Consider the following 14,864-nt stretch of genomic DNA (forward strand, 5'->3'; position numbering starts at 1 on the left):
GAAATTCGTCCGTCCGTTTCAGTCCCATAGTTCGTCTCCTTTGCTGCAATAAATGCTATCAAAGGAGCGGCAGCAAACCGCGACACGTCCAACTTGCTCCTGACAATTGTCGCGATTGCCTCTCTCTCGGCAACTCCTGTCGCGTCTGAGAAAATTGAAGTCGACCTGGAACTGGCCCTTCTTGTAGATGTTTCAAGGTCGATGACTGAGCGAGAACTCGAGATTCAGCGGCAGGGTTACGCCGCAGCCTTGATGTCGGATGAAGTTTTCGCCGCTGTTCAGTCGGGCCCTTTGCAACGGGTGGCTTTGACATACGTCGAGTGGGCGGGAACACAAGACGTTATTGTTGACTGGATGCTGTTAGAAACACGCGCTGATCTGGATGAGTTTGCGGGTGTTTTGACCACGCGTTTCGATCCCGCCTTGCGCCGCACTTCAATCTCTGAGGCCCTGATCTTCGGGGCATCGATGATCGAACGGAACGAATTCGAAGGTCTACGTAAAGTTATCGACGTTTCTGGCGACGGGCCTAACAATCAGGGTCGCCCGGTTTTGCAAGCCCGTGAGGCAGTATTGTCGAAGTCGATCACCATAAATGGGTTACCGCTGATGACCCGTGAGGGTATGGGGAGTCAGTGGCACCTCGACGATCTTGACGCCTACTACCGGAACTGTGTGACGGGCGGACTTGGTTCATTCGTAATCCCGGTGCTTGACTGGAAAGGCTTTGCGGAGGCCGTACGACGAAAATTGGTTCTGGAAATTGGATCAGCGCCAGCAATAGGAGAGGTTATGAAGGCGCAATACATCTCACCCTCAGACTATGACTGCCTGATTGGCGAGAAGATCTGGGAACGGAATCAACAAATCTGGAGCGAACCCTAGAAACGACCTTTGCATCAATCACCCGAGGCTCAATACTAAAAGCCAGCAGCAATTTCCTAAGGAAAACTAGTATTCTCCGCTTTCAATAGAAATGCACAGATGATGGTGAATCTTCCAAACGGTGTGAGTAGACAAACTTATTGACATCGATTTGCACGAACCGAGTGAAATTTGCACGCTTATGGGTAATTCGCAATTAGGGAAAATCATGGCTGGGGTGGTAGGATTCGAACCTACGATACACGGTACCAAAAACCGCTGCCTTACCACTTGGCTACACCCCAACGGTGAGCGGCTATCTACGATTGTTGATGGCAGGGTTCAAGAGCGTTTTGCAAAAAAAACGAGCGCCGTAAAATTTTTTTGAGGGCCTTTCATTTGGTGTCGATCAACACCGCTCCGGTACGGTTGCCTTCCTGTACCATCGCATGGGCGGCAGCGCATTCTTCCAGTGTAAAGACCTTATGTACGGGGCAGATCAATGCGCCATCAGCCAGTGCCTTGTGGAGTGTCTTTATTGCGGCGGCGCGCAAGTCTACGGGCAGCAGGTAGATCAGGACCGCCTCGAGTGTCACTGCCTTGAACATCATGGGTCCAAAGGGAAAGACGGGTGTCATATTCCGGGCAGATCCATATGCGTTGATACGGCCGTTTTCGGCGATGACGGCAATGTTGGTGTCAAGGTTCTGTCCAAATTCGACATCGACGATTCGACCAATTGCACGTCCATCATTTGCGTCGAGAATCTGATCCGAAAGGTGTTCACCGGAGTAGTCGAGAACGACATCTGCACCAGCTGCCTTGACCCGGTCAAAGCTGCGGGTGCTGGCCGTTGCGATCACTTTGGCTCCGGCCCATTTGGCAAGCTGGACAGCCAGATACCCGACAGTACCCGCCCCACCATGGATCAAAATGGTTTGCCCGCGCGGCGTGCCGCCCGAGAACACTGCGTGGCTTGCGGTAAGGCCCGGAATTCCAAGAATCGCTCCGGTTTCAAGTGACACCGTCTCGGGCAGTTCTACAGCCTGAGATTCAGGCAGGGTGATGTGGCTGGCAGCTGTACCGAACGCGCGTTGCCATTGCCCGTTCCAAATCCACACGCGCTGACCAATCCGCGTCGCGGGTACGCCATCGCCAACCGCTGTGATGACTCCAGCCCCGTCGCTGTGCGGAACGATCAGCGGAAACGGAGGTTCTGTGACACCCGGTCGGGTTCCCGCGCGGGCCTTGACGTCCGAGGGATTTACGCCGGAATAAGACAACTCGACCGTGACTTCACCCGGTCCAGGCGGAACTGGGGGAATATCCTGTATGCGCAAGACATCGACAGCGTCTCCGAAGGCTGAATAGGTGACTGCGCGCATAGGGTCCTCCGTTTAGGTCGAGTTAAGCGGCGATTGGGCCGGTAACTCAAACAGCTTGTCGCGCTTTTTCGGGGCGATGCGCAACCGCGGATACCGGAAATTGTCTTTCGCCTATTCCCGAATTTCGGAAGGATCGACGCCCCAAAGGTTCGATTTCAGTGTCCAGCCACGGTATCCGCCGGCGGTGATCCTGCACCAGTCCAGCGAACAGGCTCCAAGTCGCGCCACTACTCCGGTCTCGAAATGGGCATTCACGGGCGAGGTCGGGTCGGGGCGGGCATAAACAGGCAGCATCTCGGATTCGATCAGCACCGTTCGGACGCCAGACAACAAGGCATAGTGAACCCAGCCACCCGCGCCGTCGCGGTCTTGGACCTTGCGCCAGTTGCCATATTCGGCAGTGACCTGCAGCGGCATGCCACGCCTTTTGAATACCCAATCGATTCGGTGGGTTAGGGATGGTCCGCGCCGCACGTTCCCTTCGGCTGCCTTCATCGACACATATCGGGGCAGGGGCAGGTTGGTGACCGATCCGCGTTTGACTTCGGCATGTGCGGCGCAGGCACCGAACATGACCAGAAATGCGGAAACTACCGCCAGAAATCGGCGTTTTACCGGTCGAATACCACTCACTGACTGCCCGCTCTTATGCCTGTTGATCCGGTTTTGAAAAAAGGTCGACTCAATGCCATTGGGGTTCTTGTGCCCCGCCTTATCCTGCGCCACGATGCCATGGCGCGCGTCCGTTTGCAAAGCAGTGGGAGAGCCGAGGTGCCAAGAGAACGTTTAAGTGTTGTCGTTACGCGACGGTTGCCTGAGGCAGTAGAAACCCGGTTAAGCGAATTGTTCGACGTGCGCCTGCGCGACGACGACACCCCAATGACGCGTGAAGAATTAGTAGCAGCGGTGCAGGATGCCGATGTACTGGTGCCTACGGTGACCGATACCATTGATGGCGGGCTATTGGGTCAGGCAGGTGAAAAGCTGCGGCTGATCGCCAATTACGGGGCCGGTGTCGACAATATCGATGTGGCGACGGCGCGGCAGCGCGGCATATTGGTGTCCAACACGCCCGGTGTGCTGACCGACGACACGGCAGATATGACCATGGCCCTGATTCTCGCTGTCACACGGCGCATTCCCGAAGGGTTGAGCGTCATGCAGCAAGGCGACTGGACCGGGTGGGCCCCCACCGCGTTTCTGGGTGGTCGCATTGGCGGGCGGCGTTTGGGTATTCTGGGCATGGGCCGGATCGGACAGGCTGTGGCCCGCCGCGCCAAGGCGTTTGGTATGCAGATCCATTATCACAACCGCCGCAGATTGCGCCCAGAGATTGAGCAAGAACTGGAGGCGACCTATTGGGAAAGCCTGGATCAGATGGTGGCGCGTATGGATGTGATATCTATCAACTGCCCATCGACACCGTCTACCTTCCACCTGATGAACGCGCGCCGCCTAAAGCTGATGAAACCCTCGGCAGTGATCGTGAATACTTCGCGGGGTGAGGTTATTGACGAGAACGCTTTGACCCGGATGATCCGTGCGGGGGAAATTGCGGGCGCGGGGCTGGATGTCTACGAACAGGGAACCGGTGTGAACCCGCGCTTGCGGCAGTTGCCGAACGTGGTTCTACTGCCGCATATGGGGTCGGCCACGCTGGAGGGCCGGGTTGAGATGGGTGAAAAAGTCATCATCAACATCAAAACCTTCGAAGATGGCCACCGCCCACCGGATCAGGTTGTGCCTGCGATGCTCTGACGCGTCGGAAAGGATCATGGATGGACGTGTTTGAAGGGGGATGCCGTTGTGGAAAACTGCGCGTCACGGCTTCGGGTTGTCCTCTTCGCGTCGGGATTTGCCATTGTCTGGACTGCCGCAAACACCACGGCGCGTTGTTTTATGCGGCGGCTATTTTTCCGGCGGATGCGGTTAAGATCACCGGAAATGTGAAAGGTTATTCCGACCGGTACTTTTGCCCTGATTGCGGATCTCCGGTATTTGCCCGAAGCGGTGCCGAAGTCGAAGTGCATCTGGGCTGTCTTGACGCGCCTGACCAATTCATACCGACATATGAATGCTGGACCAAACGACGCGAGGCGTGGCTACCCGAATTTGCCGAGACAACCCGCTATGATCAGGATCGTCGCGCCGAAGAAACCGAACCATAGGGGAAATGGCGAAACTTCGCTGTGATAACACGCTGCCATGCCTGATCGTTGCAGAGGGGGCAAAATCCTTACAGGATTGAAAATAAAGATTGTATTGGAGGGTTAGAACAGATGAGACACGTTTCAGCACTGCTGCTTACTACCGCACTTGCTATTTCGACACCGGGGTTCGCGCAGGAAACAGCCGACGCCGTCGCCCCTGAGGGCGCGACAGAGGGGCAGGTTCAGGCGATGACCGACGAGGTTATTGCGGCCCTCGAAGCCAAGCTTGAAGGAGTTCCGGTCACATCCGAAAACTGGATGATAGCTGCGGCCAATCCGCTGGCGGTCGAGGCCGGGGCCAAAGTGCTGCGCGCGGGCGGGTCTGCCGCGGATGCGATGGTTGCCGTGCAGGTCGTGCTGGGGCTGGTCGAGCCGCAATCTTCTGGTCTGGGCGGGGGTGCGTTTCTGGTTTGGTACGACGCGGCCAGCGGGCAGATGACAACGCTGGACGGGCGCGAAACGGCCCCCCTTGCCGCTACCCCGACGCTGTTTCAGGATGAAAACGGCGAGCCGCTGAAATTCTTCGATGCGGTGGTGGGCGGATTGTCGGTGGGTACACCGGGTACGCCTGCACTGCTGGAAGAGGCGCATCGAAGATGGGGGCGCGCGTCTTGGCCCGGACTGTTTGCCGACGGAATCCGATTGGCGGATGAAGGGTTTCTGGTTTCCCCGCGTCTGGCCAGCCTTGTAGAAAACGATGCTGACCGCCTGTCGCGCTTTCCCGAAACAGCCGCATATTTCCTGCCTGACGGTCAGCCGTTGCAGCAGGGGCAGCGGTTGATGAACCCGGATTATGCCGAAACATTGCGCGTGCTGGCCAGCGATGGCGCTGCCGGTTTTTACGGAGGTGAGATCGCTGCGGATATCGTGCGAACTGTTCGCAATGCCCCAGGAAATCCCGGCGTTCTTGCAGGGGTGGATTTGGCGCTCTACCAGGTGATCGAACGTGAACCGGTCTGTGCCGAATACCGCGCCTACGAGGTTTGCGGCATGGGCCCGCCGTCGTCGGGTGCGCTGACCGTCGGGCAGATTCTGGGGATGTTGAACAGCTATGATCTTGCAGCAATGGGCGCTGAGAGCGCCGAGGCATGGCGCCTGATCGGCGATGCTTCGCGCCTCGCCTTTGCGGATCGTGGGCGGTACATGGCCGATAGCGATTTCATACCCATGCCCACCAAGGGGCTGGTTGATCCGGGTTATTTGACCCAGCGGGCAGCCTTGCTGGAAAGCGAGGTGGCCTTGTCCGAGGTCGCACCGGGCCAACCGGAATTTGACCATGCTTTGATTTGGGCGGACGACGTGTCGCTGGAGCTGCCGTCAACCTCGCATATCTCGATCGTGGACAGCTATGGCAATGTGCTGTCGATGACGACGACGATCGAGAATGGTTTTGGGTCGCGCCTGATGACAAACGGGTTCCTGCTGAACAACGAGCTTACTGATTTCTCGTTCAAGACACACAGCGACGGTGTGCCGATTGCCAACCGGCTGGAGCCTGGCAAGCGTCCGCGCTCATCCATGAGCCCGACTATCGTGTTGCAGGGTGGCGAGCCGGTTCTGGCTATCGGGTCTCCGGGCGGCAGCCGGATTATCGGCTATGTCGCCAAGTCCATCATCGCCTGGGCCGATTGGGGAATGGACGTGCAGCAGGCGGTTTCCCTGCCTCATCTGGTCAACCGGTTCGGAACATATGATGTCGAGGCTGCGACTTCTGCGGAAGGATTTACAGACGCGCTTGCTCAGTTGGGTTTTGAAGTCAACGCACGCGACCTGACTTCGGGGCTGCACGCCATCGAAATCGGTGACGGGCTGAGCGGTGGTGCCGACCCGCGCCGCGAAGGGATTGCGCTGGGCGAATAGACCCTCGGTATTAGTGGGGATTGCCTGCTTTCAACGGGCCTTTTAGTCATAGGCTGAAAGGCCCGAAATGTTTTGGGGCAGGGGAGGATGACAATGGTGCAGGCAACCGCATTGCCAAGGAATGAAGCTGGTATTGAAACCGTCATAAGCATTCTCAAGCAGCGCTTTGGCGACAGGTTGCAAACGGGTGCCGCTGTCCGTGAACAACATGGGCACACCACGACCTGGATCGAAAACCAAAGCCCCGATGCCGTGGTTTTCCCGCATTCGACGCAGGATGTTTCGGACATCGTCAAAACCTGCGCGGCGCACCGGGTGCCAGTGATCCCGTTCGGAACAGGAACATCACTGGAAGGGCATGTAAATGCGCCGGCGGGGGGCGTCTCGGTCGATCTGACACAAATGGATAGTGTGCTTGCAGTTCATGCCCAGGATCTGGATTGTGTCGTGCAGCCCGGTGTCACGCGCGAAGCGTTGAATACCCATCTGCGCGATCTGGGCCTGTTCTTTCCGATTGATCCCGGGGCGAATGCGTCGCTGGGTGGGATGGCTGCCACTCGCGCGTCGGGCACCAATGCGGTGCGCTATGGGACGATGAAGGACAACGTTCTCAGCCTTGAAGCCGTGATGCCAGACGGTCAGATCATCCGTACCGGGCACCGGGCCAAGAAATCTTCGGCCGGCTATGATCTGGCCCGTCTTCTGATCGGGGCGGAAGGCACGCTGGGAATCATCACCGAGCTGACATTGCGGTTGCAGGGTATCCCCGAAGCGATCAGTTCGGCCCGGTGTTCCTTTCCGACCGTCGATGCCGCGTGCCGTGCGGTGATGATGACGATTCAGTATGGCATCCCGGTTGCCCGGATCGAGTTGCTGGACGAGTTGTCGGTTCAGGCCGCCAACGCCTATTCCGGGCTGAGTCTGCCGGATACACCGTTGTTGTTGCTGGAGTTTCACGGCTCGGAAAGCGGTGCCACAGAGCAGGCTGAAACCTTTGGTCAGATCGCCGAAGAGTTTGGCGGCACGGATTTTGCAGCGACTTCGACCACCGAAGAACGGAACAAACTTTGGCAGGCACGGCACGATATGTATTGGGCGTGTCTGCAACTGCGCCCCGGTGCGCGGGGCATCTCGACCGATGTCTGTGTACCGATCTCGCGTCTGGCCGAATGTGTGACCGAGACCCAGAAGAAAGCTGCCGGCCTCGGCTTGCTGGCCCCAATCGTGGGTCATGTTGGGGACGGCAATTTCCATACGCTGCTGCTGATCGACATGGAAAACGTTGAAGAAGTTGCCAAGGCCGAGGCGTTTGTCGGCTGGCTGAACGACATGGCAATATCCATGGAAGGCACATGTACCGGTGAACATGGCATCGGGCAGGGAAAGCGACCGTATCTGAACAGGGAACTGGGTGCTGCCACGCGGTACATGGCTGCGATCAAGGCCGCACTGGACCCAGACAACATCATGAATCCCGGCAAGATCTTGTCGGACGACACGTAGCCATATTCACCCCCTGGTCCGTATTTGCGCCCTCAAAACGTCCACATGTCATGGTTTCAAAGGGTTGATGACAGAGGATGGTCGACATGAGCGTAAAATATCTGGCGGGGTTTGTAGCCATCTGCGGGTTGGCCGTTGTAGGGCTGGACTATGTTCAGCAAGCCAAAGCATCGGAAAGTGGTTTGGGCGTGAAAGAATATCTTGCCTCGGTCTCCTCGCGTGTCGGTCTTTCTGACGGCTGGTTCACGGCAGAGGCGCAGCCTTCGCCATCACAGGAACCGGCGGTGAAGAATCCCTCGGAAGAAAGTGGCAAATTAGTTTGCGTCTCGGTCGGAACAAGCAAACGTTGCCGTTCCGGTGGTTGAGGGCAGCGGTCCAACGAATGAATTGCGACCCGCTTTCGATATTCGGGTCGTTTTTTTCATATCACTGGTCGGATGAATGTCGCGCTTTCCCCCTTAAGTGCGCCATATGGTGTCAACTGATTTCAAGGGGAGACGCCCGGTTATGAAAACCCAAGTCAAAGCATTGGTCGTAGGCGGCGGCGCCGTCGGGACCTCGATTGCCTATCATCTGGCCAAAGCGGGCTGGGACGATGTGATGTTGATCGAACGGGACGAACTGACGTCCGGGTCCACCTGGCACGCCGCGGGCCTGTTGCCGCTGTTCAACATGTCCTATGCGACGACCCATATCCACAAGTATTCGGTGGATTTCTACAAGACGCTTGAGGAAGAAACCGGCCTGAATGCAGGCTTCGCGGTTGTGGGCAACCTGCGCATGGCACAGACGCAAGAGCGTATGGACGAATACATGCTCTATGCCTCGACCGCCGAAACCTGTGATGTGAAATACGAATGGCTGACCCCGGACCAGATCAAGGAACGCTGGCCGCTGATCGAGACATCGGATCTGAAGGGAGCGATCTATCACACCGAGGACGGTTATATTAACCCTGCCGACGTGACCCAAGCGATGGCCAAGGGGGCCCGTCAGCGTGGCGTCGAAATCGTGCGCAAGATGCAGGCTGACGCCTTCCATTGGAACGGCACGCACTGGGAAGTGACCTGCACCAAGATGGTCGAAAAGGGCGGCAACCTGGTGCCTTCCGACGAGCAGGTCGTAATCACCGCCGAACATGTTGTGACCGCGTCGGGCAACCACGCGCAGCGCACCGCCAAGATGCTGGGCATCAAAATGCCCGCAATCCCGGTCGAACACACCTTTATCGTCATGGACAAAGACCCCGAATTGGTCAAATGGCGCGAAGCAGGCAACCCAGAGCACCCCGTTGTCCGCGATGCCGACAACGAATCCTATGCACGTGAAGAACGCGGTGGCTGGATTCTTGGTATCTACGAACACGGCGCCCCTGCGCAGTTCGAATTCGGCGTTCCGGACAGCTTCCGCGCCGACCTGTTCCCGCTGGATCTGGACCGGATCGCCGAACAGTATATGGCAATGGCCGAGCGCGTGCCGTCCTGTGCCGAATCCGGCCTGAAGGACGATTTCAACGGCCCGATCTGCTATACACCGGATGGCAACCCGCTGGTTGGTCCGGCTCCGGGTTTGCGCAACATGTGGCTGGCCGAGGGTTTCAGCTTTGGCATCACCGCTGCGGGTGGCACCGGCTATTATCTGGCACAGATGATGGTCGATGGCGAAGCCGAGATCGACATGGCATCGCTGGACCCTAAGCGTTACAGCAGCAACTGGATGACCACCGAGTTCGCGGCACGCAAGAATGAAGAATGCTACGAGCATGTCTACATCCTGCACCACCCGGATGAAGAGCGTGAAGCCTGCCGTCCGCTGCGCACCGTTCCGGCCTATGATCGCCAGAAGGCTCGCGGTGCTCAATTCGGCTGGGTGAATGGCTGGGAACGCCCGAACTATTACGGCCCGCTGGACGCGCCCGAGAGTTTCGACAAGGAAGCACGCTCGTTCCGCCGTGGCGGCTGGTGGCAATATGCTGTCGAAGAAGCCAAGGCGATCCGCGAAGGCGTTGGCCTGATCGACGCATCGGCCTTCACCAAGCATGTCGTCAAAGGCCCCGGTGCCACGCAGTTCCTGGATTGGTTCACCTGCAACAAGCTGCCCAAGGTCGGTCGTATCAACCTGACCTACGCGCTGACCTCGAATGGCACCACCCGCACCGAATACACCATCGTCCGCAATGGCGAGAACAACTACTACATCGTCTCTGCCGGTGCATGGACCGAGTACGACGCCGACTACCTGCGTAAAGCGGCTGAGGACAAGATGGCGGAGTTCGGTTACATCGAAATCCAGGACGTGACCACGCAATGGGGCGTCTTCGCCATCGCCGGACCCAAGTCGCGTGACGTTTTGAAAGAAGTCATCAAGGACGCCGACCCGGAAACCGCACTGTCCAACAAGCGCTTCCCGTGGTTGTCGGCCCGTCAGATCGAACTGGGCATGTGCCCGGTCAACGCGATCCGCGTGGCCTATACCGGTGAGCTGGGCTGGGAGCTGCACCATCCGATCGAGATGCAGAACTACCTGTTCGACCTGCTGGAAAAAGCCGGTGAAAAGCACGGCATGAAACTGGTCGGTGCCCGTGCCCAGAACTGGCTGCGTCAGGAGAAGTCCTATCGCGCCTTCGGCACCGAGTTGGGCCGCGATGCGACCCCGCTGGAAGCCGACCTGCCGCGCTTTGTCGACCTGTCCAAGGACTTCCACGGCAAGGCCAAGCTGGAAGAGACCGGTGTGCGCGTCAAGTGCTGCACCTTGCTGATCGACGGTCCGGCCGATGCTGACCCGTGGGGCCGCGAGGCGCTGTATACGCCGGAAGGCGAGCGTGTAGGTCGACTGACCTCGGGCGGCTATTCTGTCGCGTTCGAGAAGTCGATCGGGATGGGCTATGTGAAGCCTGATCTGGCGGTCGAAGGCACCAAGCTGAAGGTCAAGATGCAGGACAAGTTGTGGGATGCTGTCGTGACATGCGACAGCCCCTATGATCCGAAAAACGAAACCATCCGCAAGGACGGCTGATCAATCTAAGGCCCCGGAATTTCCGGGGCCTTTTCTGTTGGTTACGCGGATAGTTCGTCGAAACATTCCAACGCCTTGGCAGCATACATCATGGCTGGTCCACCACCCATCTGAATGGCCATACCCAAAACGTCGGACACCTCTTCGCGCGTTGCGCCCGCTTTGACCAACGCATCGGTGTGCAGGGTAATGCAGGGTTCGCAGCGGAGCGACACCGACATGCCTAACGCAATAAATTCCTTGGTTTTATAGTCGAGCGTTCCACCTTCCTTCACAGCCTTCCCAAGCGCGCCGAATGCGCGCGAAGTGTCGGGAATGGCCCCGTTGAGGTTGCGCAAACTGGTTCGTGTTGCCGAAAGCTTTTCTTGCCAAGCCATTTTGAGTGCCTTTTTCATATAAGATAACGGGAATATGTGCGGGCAGTGGTAAGTTGACCTTGATCTCGATCAGTTGGCCGGGCGCTCGGAAACAAATGCAAGGTTGTTTGCGGGCATGTCGATGGTTTTCAACACGCGCAACCCAACTTCCTGGAACAGGCCAAGGACATCTTCGTCGTTCTTGTATCCAATGTCGGGGTCTTGTCCGATCAGAGCCTCGTGAAACCTTTTGTCCCCGTCGCTTGTCAATTGGCCCGAGCGTTTGAACGGGCCGTACAAAACGAACCGCCCATTTTCAGTCAGGGACTGAGCGATTTCGGCGAAAATGGTTCTGGTGTCCTGCCAACTGATCAAATGTATCAGGTTGATCAAGACGATCAGGTCCTGCGAAGGAAAGCGCGTATGCCAGCCCGAATTCGTTGCGTCCAGATGTTCGGCGCCTGCCACATTGGGTAAGGCGCTGGCATAGGCGTCGATGCTATTGCGGCGCTCAGGGTCAGGTTCGGTGGGATGCCACGTCAGATCGGGCAGCAAATCAGCAAATCCACAGACATGCTGACCGGTTCCGCTTGCAATCTCCAGCGCGTGCCCGCGGCGCGGTGCCCAGTCTTGTAGCAACACACAAAGCGCATCCAAGTTTCGGGTCGCTGCCGGGGCCACCAGTTTTCCATCCTCACCCGCGTTGGCGACACTCGCGGAGGGCGGTAGATTGCGTTTGATCATCTGTTCAACCTGTTTGGGGTCAGCGACTTAACACTGTCTGGATCCAGCACCGGCGTGTTTCCAACCACCAGATCACACAACAACTGCGAAGCTGCCGGTGCTGTTTGGAAACCATACCCGCCTTGACCCGCAGACCAGATGAACGATGGATCAATCGGGTCAGGCCCAAGCACCAAGGTTCCATCTGGTGCGAAACTGCGCAATCCTGCCCAGTTTGTTTCGACGCGTGTTACTGGTTCGGTCATCAATTCTTCATAGCGCGCCAGACCTTCGGCCAGCACCATATCGTCGGCATAGGCGTCCTGAGGTGGTACCGGGTCGGCTTCGGCAGGCGAAACAAGCAGCTTGCCCGCGTCCGGTTTGGCGTACCATGTTTCACCCGTGCCCAGCATCATGGGCCATCCGGATACATCATGGCCCCCGGGGGCGGGCAGCCGCGCCATGGATCGGCGGCGAGGAGAGATGCCGATAGGTGGTATCCCGGCAAGCTTGGCGATCTCGTCCACCCATGCACCCGTCGCATTCACCAAATTGCGGGCTTCGAAGATTTGCCCGGCCTCGACCAGCCAATGCCGCTCTTTTCGAATACCGGTTACTTTGCTTTTCGTTGCAACGGTTCCTCCGTTCTGGCGAATGGCCCGCGCGAAGTCTTGCAACAGGCGATCGGTATCGATGTCAAACGCAGCTTCACTGATAGCCGCGAAACCCACCTTGGCCAGGTTCAGGATCGGAACGTTCGAAACCGCCTGATCGATGGGAATTCTTTCCATGTTCAGATCCTTGCGGTCGGCTTCGAAAACCTCGCTTTGGTCAAACGAACCGATCAACATCAGTCCGCGCCGTGTCAGGTACCCACCGTTCTGTGTGTGCAGGAACGCGGCCCCAGCCGTGTTCAGCGCCACCACGGATGGCGGACCATAGCTTTGCTCAAACAGGGCTGCCGAGCGACCCGACGCGTGATACCCCAAGGCGTCTTCGGCCTCCAAAACCATCACGGTTCCATGTTCCGACAAGCGCGCGCCCGCACTCAACCCGGCAATTCCGCCCCCGATGACGAGGAAATCGATCATTATTTGTGTTCCTTCCGCAGCAGGTTCGCCACAAGTTTTCTGGGTTTCATTTAGCTCTCTGGGTCAAGCACTTGGCATTTCGAAGAATCTCCAAAATATATGCAGCCTTGAATTTGGGCTTCAACCCGTTCAAAGAAGTATCAAAACGAACAGGAGGGCAAGGTGACCGCAGCAGATCTTCATCCAATGGCCACTGGGCACATTCCCCGATACGTCGTCGCAGCTGACGGAAGCGATTACCTTTTTTCGGCTATGGTCGTCTTCTTTGTCATTCTCGTGGTGCTGATCGGTGTTGGGTACCTGACGCTTCATTCGGTTCCGGAAAAAATGGCGCACGAGAACAACCATCCGCAATTTCAGTTGGTGGGCATTCTGGCACTGCTGGCCCTGTTTACACATAACGGGATATTCTGGATTGCCGCTGTACTGGTCGCAGGATTCCAGTTTCCGGATTTCGCCTCCCCACTTAGAAACATCGCCGATGCCATTCGTTCTCTTGGAGGTGCAATTGCTCCGGAACCGGTGCCCGAGGCACCTGCTCCAACCCCTGGCGTTTCAGAAGTCACCGACGTGCAGGAGCAAAACACATGATTGAGACTCTGCTTTGCGCCCTGATCACGGTGCTGCCCGATTATCTGTTCCGCCGGTTTGTTCAGGGCAAACGTATCGGTCACGAGATCACCCTTTTCACCATGTGGTACGAATTGCGCTGGGGCCTTACGACCTGTGCCATTCTGGCGCTGACGGTAATCACCACGCTGTTCTATTTTCACCCAGCCAGTAAAACCGCAGCGTCCTATTTTCGAACCGTGACGATCCTGCCGCAACTTGGCGGGCGCGTTTCGGAAATATTCGTCAAGAATAACGAGTTGGTAACCGCTGGTCAGCCGATTTTCAGGATCGAAGATTTCAGCCAGGCAGCGCAGGTTCAGGCGGCAAATGCACAGATTGCACAGGTTCAGGCCTCGCTGCGCGTGGCTGAAACTGATCTGGCCGAGGCTGATGCCGGTATTGCCGGTGCCAAGGCGGCTTTGGCGCAGTCCTTGGACGATCTTGAAAGAAATACGACCCTGCGCGACCAAGGTTCAAGCGCTGTCCGACTGACCGAGATTGAGCGGTTGGAAAACCTTGTTGCCGAGCGTGAGGCGCAGGTTGTTGCGGCCGAATCCAGACGTGCGGCAGTTGAACAGCAGATCGAGGAGCTGATCCCCGCGCAACTGGCCAGTGCCATTGCACAGCTGGACGCCGCGCAGACCGAGTTGGACAAAACACTGATTGTCGCCGGTGTTACCGGACGGGTCGAGCAGTTTAGCCTGCAAGTCGGTGATTACGTGAGCCCCTTGTTGCGCCCTGCTGGCATCCTCGTTCCATCGCATACCGGACATGACCGTTTTCAGGCGGCTTTCAACCAACTGTCTGCTCAGGTGATCAAGCCAGGTATGATCGGTGAGTTGGGCTGCATGACCAAGCCTTTCACCGTTATCCCCACTGTGGTGGTCGAGGTGCAGGATGTCATACCGTCCGGCCAGATCCGTCCATCAGATGAATTGCGGGATGTACAGAACAATACTAATCCCGGATCAATTCTGGTCTTTATGGAGCCGCTGTATAAAGGTATGGCCGATGACATTCCTCCAGGCAGCAACTGTCTGGCCAATGTCTACACCGACAACCATGACCGTCTGGAACACGAGGATTTGGGCTTTTGGCAAGCTGCTTTCCTGCATGTGGTTGACACAATTGGCGTGGTCCATGCGGCAGGTTTGCGTTTGCGCCTGATCCTGATGCCGGTCAACACTCTGGTACTGACCGGGCATTGATCCGGCACCAGTAGAACAGTTCTTAAAGCGCCCGGCA

General features: G+C 57.4%; 14 protein-coding genes and 1 tRNA gene. 9 read left to right on the forward strand and 6 right to left on the reverse strand.

The features are described from left to right. Window positions 1-93 precede the first annotated feature (93 nt). Window positions 94-885, forward strand: a complete 792-nt coding sequence (locus ACR0M3_RS06120; protein ID WP_480909987.1) for a DUF1194 domain-containing protein — start codon at window positions 94-96, stop codon at window positions 883-885. 209 nt (window positions 886-1,094) lie between these two features. Here the strand turns inward: ACR0M3_RS06120 and ACR0M3_RS06125 are convergent. The 3 genes from ACR0M3_RS06125 to ACR0M3_RS06135 all read right to left on the reverse strand — a co-directional run bounded on the left by ACR0M3_RS06125 (window position 1,095) and on the right by ACR0M3_RS06135 (window position 2,822). Next, a tRNA-Gln gene (locus ACR0M3_RS06125) sits at window positions 1,095-1,169 on the reverse strand. A gap of 90 nt (window positions 1,170-1,259) precedes the next feature. After that, window positions 1,260-2,249: an NADPH:quinone reductase gene (locus tag ACR0M3_RS06130; protein ID WP_480773125.1), complete on the reverse strand. Its 990-nt coding sequence runs from the start codon at window positions 2,247-2,249 to the stop codon at window positions 1,260-1,262. A gap of 111 nt (window positions 2,250-2,360) precedes the next feature. Further along, window positions 2,361-2,822 carry an SH3 domain-containing protein gene (locus ACR0M3_RS06135; protein ID WP_480910106.1) on the reverse strand — a complete coding sequence of 154 codons (462 nt, stop codon included), beginning with the start codon at window positions 2,820-2,822 and terminating at the stop codon, window positions 2,361-2,363. Between the two features lie 198 nt (window positions 2,823-3,020). Here ACR0M3_RS06135 and ACR0M3_RS06140 point away from each other — a divergent pair, with 198 nt between their 5' ends. From ACR0M3_RS06140 to ACR0M3_RS06165, 6 genes are all read left to right on the forward strand, one after another. Beyond that, entirely contained in the window at window positions 3,021-4,007 is a 987-nt protein-coding gene (locus ACR0M3_RS06140; protein ID WP_480482079.1) for a 2-hydroxyacid dehydrogenase, read from the forward strand. A gap of 20 nt (window positions 4,008-4,027) precedes the next feature. Further along, the gene (locus ACR0M3_RS06145; protein ID WP_480482077.1) at window positions 4,028-4,417 is read left to right on the forward strand and encodes a GFA family protein; all 390 of its coding nucleotides are present in this window, start codon (window positions 4,028-4,030) and stop codon (window positions 4,415-4,417) included. A 111-nt stretch (window positions 4,418-4,528) separates the two neighbouring features. Further along, entirely contained in the window at window positions 4,529-6,319 is a 1,791-nt protein-coding gene (gene ggt, locus ACR0M3_RS06150) for a gamma-glutamyltransferase (RefSeq protein ID WP_480909988.1), read from the forward strand. Between the two features lie 93 nt (window positions 6,320-6,412). Continuing rightward, window positions 6,413-7,822: an FAD-binding oxidoreductase gene (locus ACR0M3_RS06155; protein ID WP_480545796.1), complete on the forward strand. Its 1,410-nt coding sequence runs from the start codon at window positions 6,413-6,415 to the stop codon at window positions 7,820-7,822. Window positions 7,823-7,908: 86 nt separating this feature from the next. Further along, window positions 7,909-8,187, forward strand: a complete 279-nt coding sequence (locus ACR0M3_RS06160) for a hypothetical protein (RefSeq protein ID WP_480482071.1) — start codon at window positions 7,909-7,911, stop codon at window positions 8,185-8,187. 142 nt (window positions 8,188-8,329) lie between these two features. After that, the gene (locus ACR0M3_RS06165) at window positions 8,330-10,837 is read left to right on the forward strand and encodes a GcvT family protein (RefSeq protein WP_480909989.1); all 2,508 of its coding nucleotides are present in this window, start codon (window positions 8,330-8,332) and stop codon (window positions 10,835-10,837) included. A gap of 41 nt (window positions 10,838-10,878) precedes the next feature. Here ACR0M3_RS06165 and ACR0M3_RS06170 read toward each other — a convergent pair whose 3' ends face one another. From ACR0M3_RS06170 to ACR0M3_RS06180, 3 genes are all read right to left on the reverse strand, one after another. Continuing rightward, window positions 10,879-11,214, reverse strand: coding sequence for a carboxymuconolactone decarboxylase family protein (locus ACR0M3_RS06170; RefSeq protein ID WP_209504659.1), 336 nt, complete (start codon window positions 11,212-11,214; stop codon window positions 10,879-10,881). Window positions 11,215-11,283: 69 nt separating this feature from the next. Continuing rightward, window positions 11,284-11,937, reverse strand: a complete 654-nt coding sequence (locus tag ACR0M3_RS06175; protein WP_480909990.1) for a DUF938 domain-containing protein — start codon at window positions 11,935-11,937, stop codon at window positions 11,284-11,286. Further along, window positions 11,934-13,007: an NAD(P)/FAD-dependent oxidoreductase gene (locus ACR0M3_RS06180; RefSeq protein ID WP_267364707.1), complete on the reverse strand. Its 1,074-nt coding sequence runs from the start codon at window positions 13,005-13,007 to the stop codon at window positions 11,934-11,936. The genes ACR0M3_RS06175 and ACR0M3_RS06180 overlap by 4 nt, the downstream gene beginning before the upstream one ends. A gap of 186 nt (window positions 13,008-13,193) precedes the next feature. Here ACR0M3_RS06180 and ACR0M3_RS06185 point away from each other — a divergent pair, with 186 nt between their 5' ends. Both ACR0M3_RS06185 and ACR0M3_RS06190 read left to right on the forward strand, forming a co-directional pair. Next, complete coding sequence (locus ACR0M3_RS06185; protein WP_480773258.1) at window positions 13,194-13,598, forward strand: hypothetical protein; 405 nt, start codon at window positions 13,194-13,196, stop codon at window positions 13,596-13,598. After that, window positions 13,595-14,827, forward strand: coding sequence for an HlyD family secretion protein (locus ACR0M3_RS06190; RefSeq protein WP_480506169.1), 1,233 nt, complete (start codon window positions 13,595-13,597; stop codon window positions 14,825-14,827). The genes ACR0M3_RS06185 and ACR0M3_RS06190 overlap by 4 nt, the downstream gene beginning before the upstream one ends. Window positions 14,828-14,864 lie beyond the last annotated feature (37 nt).

The organism is Ruegeria sp. O5 (genome assembly GCF_056535105.1).

Excerpts from the sequence above, each read along its gene's own strand:
- ACR0M3_RS06130 (WP_480773125.1), bottom strand. The coding sequence starts at position 2,249 with ATGCGCGCAGTCACCTATTCAGCCTTCGGAGACGCTGTCGATGTCTTG.
- ACR0M3_RS06135 (WP_480910106.1), bottom strand. The coding sequence starts at position 2,822 with ATGTTCGGTGCCTGCGCCGCACATGCCGAAGTCAAACGCGGATCGGTC.
- ACR0M3_RS06145 (WP_480482077.1), top strand. The coding sequence starts at position 4,028 with ATGGACGTGTTTGAAGGGGGATGCCGTTGTGGAAAACTGCGCGTCACG.
- ggt (WP_480909988.1), top strand. The coding sequence starts at position 4,529 with ATGAGACACGTTTCAGCACTGCTGCTTACTACCGCACTTGCTATTTCG.
- ACR0M3_RS06155 (WP_480545796.1), top strand. The coding sequence starts at position 6,413 with ATGGTGCAGGCAACCGCATTGCCAAGGAATGAAGCTGGTATTGAAACC.
- ACR0M3_RS06160 (WP_480482071.1), top strand. The coding sequence starts at position 7,909 with ATGAGCGTAAAATATCTGGCGGGGTTTGTAGCCATCTGCGGGTTGGCC.
- ACR0M3_RS06165 (WP_480909989.1), top strand. The coding sequence starts at position 8,330 with ATGAAAACCCAAGTCAAAGCATTGGTCGTAGGCGGCGGCGCCGTCGGG.
- ACR0M3_RS06170 (WP_209504659.1), bottom strand. The coding sequence starts at position 11,214 with ATGGCTTGGCAAGAAAAGCTTTCGGCAACACGAACCAGTTTGCGCAAC.
- ACR0M3_RS06175 (WP_480909990.1), bottom strand. The coding sequence starts at position 11,937 with ATGATCAAACGCAATCTACCGCCCTCCGCGAGTGTCGCCAACGCGGGT.
- ACR0M3_RS06180 (WP_267364707.1), bottom strand. The coding sequence starts at position 13,007 with ATGATCGATTTCCTCGTCATCGGGGGCGGAATTGCCGGGTTGAGTGCG.
- ACR0M3_RS06185 (WP_480773258.1), top strand. The coding sequence starts at position 13,194 with ATGGCCACTGGGCACATTCCCCGATACGTCGTCGCAGCTGACGGAAGC.
- ACR0M3_RS06190 (WP_480506169.1), top strand. The coding sequence starts at position 13,595 with ATGATTGAGACTCTGCTTTGCGCCCTGATCACGGTGCTGCCCGATTAT.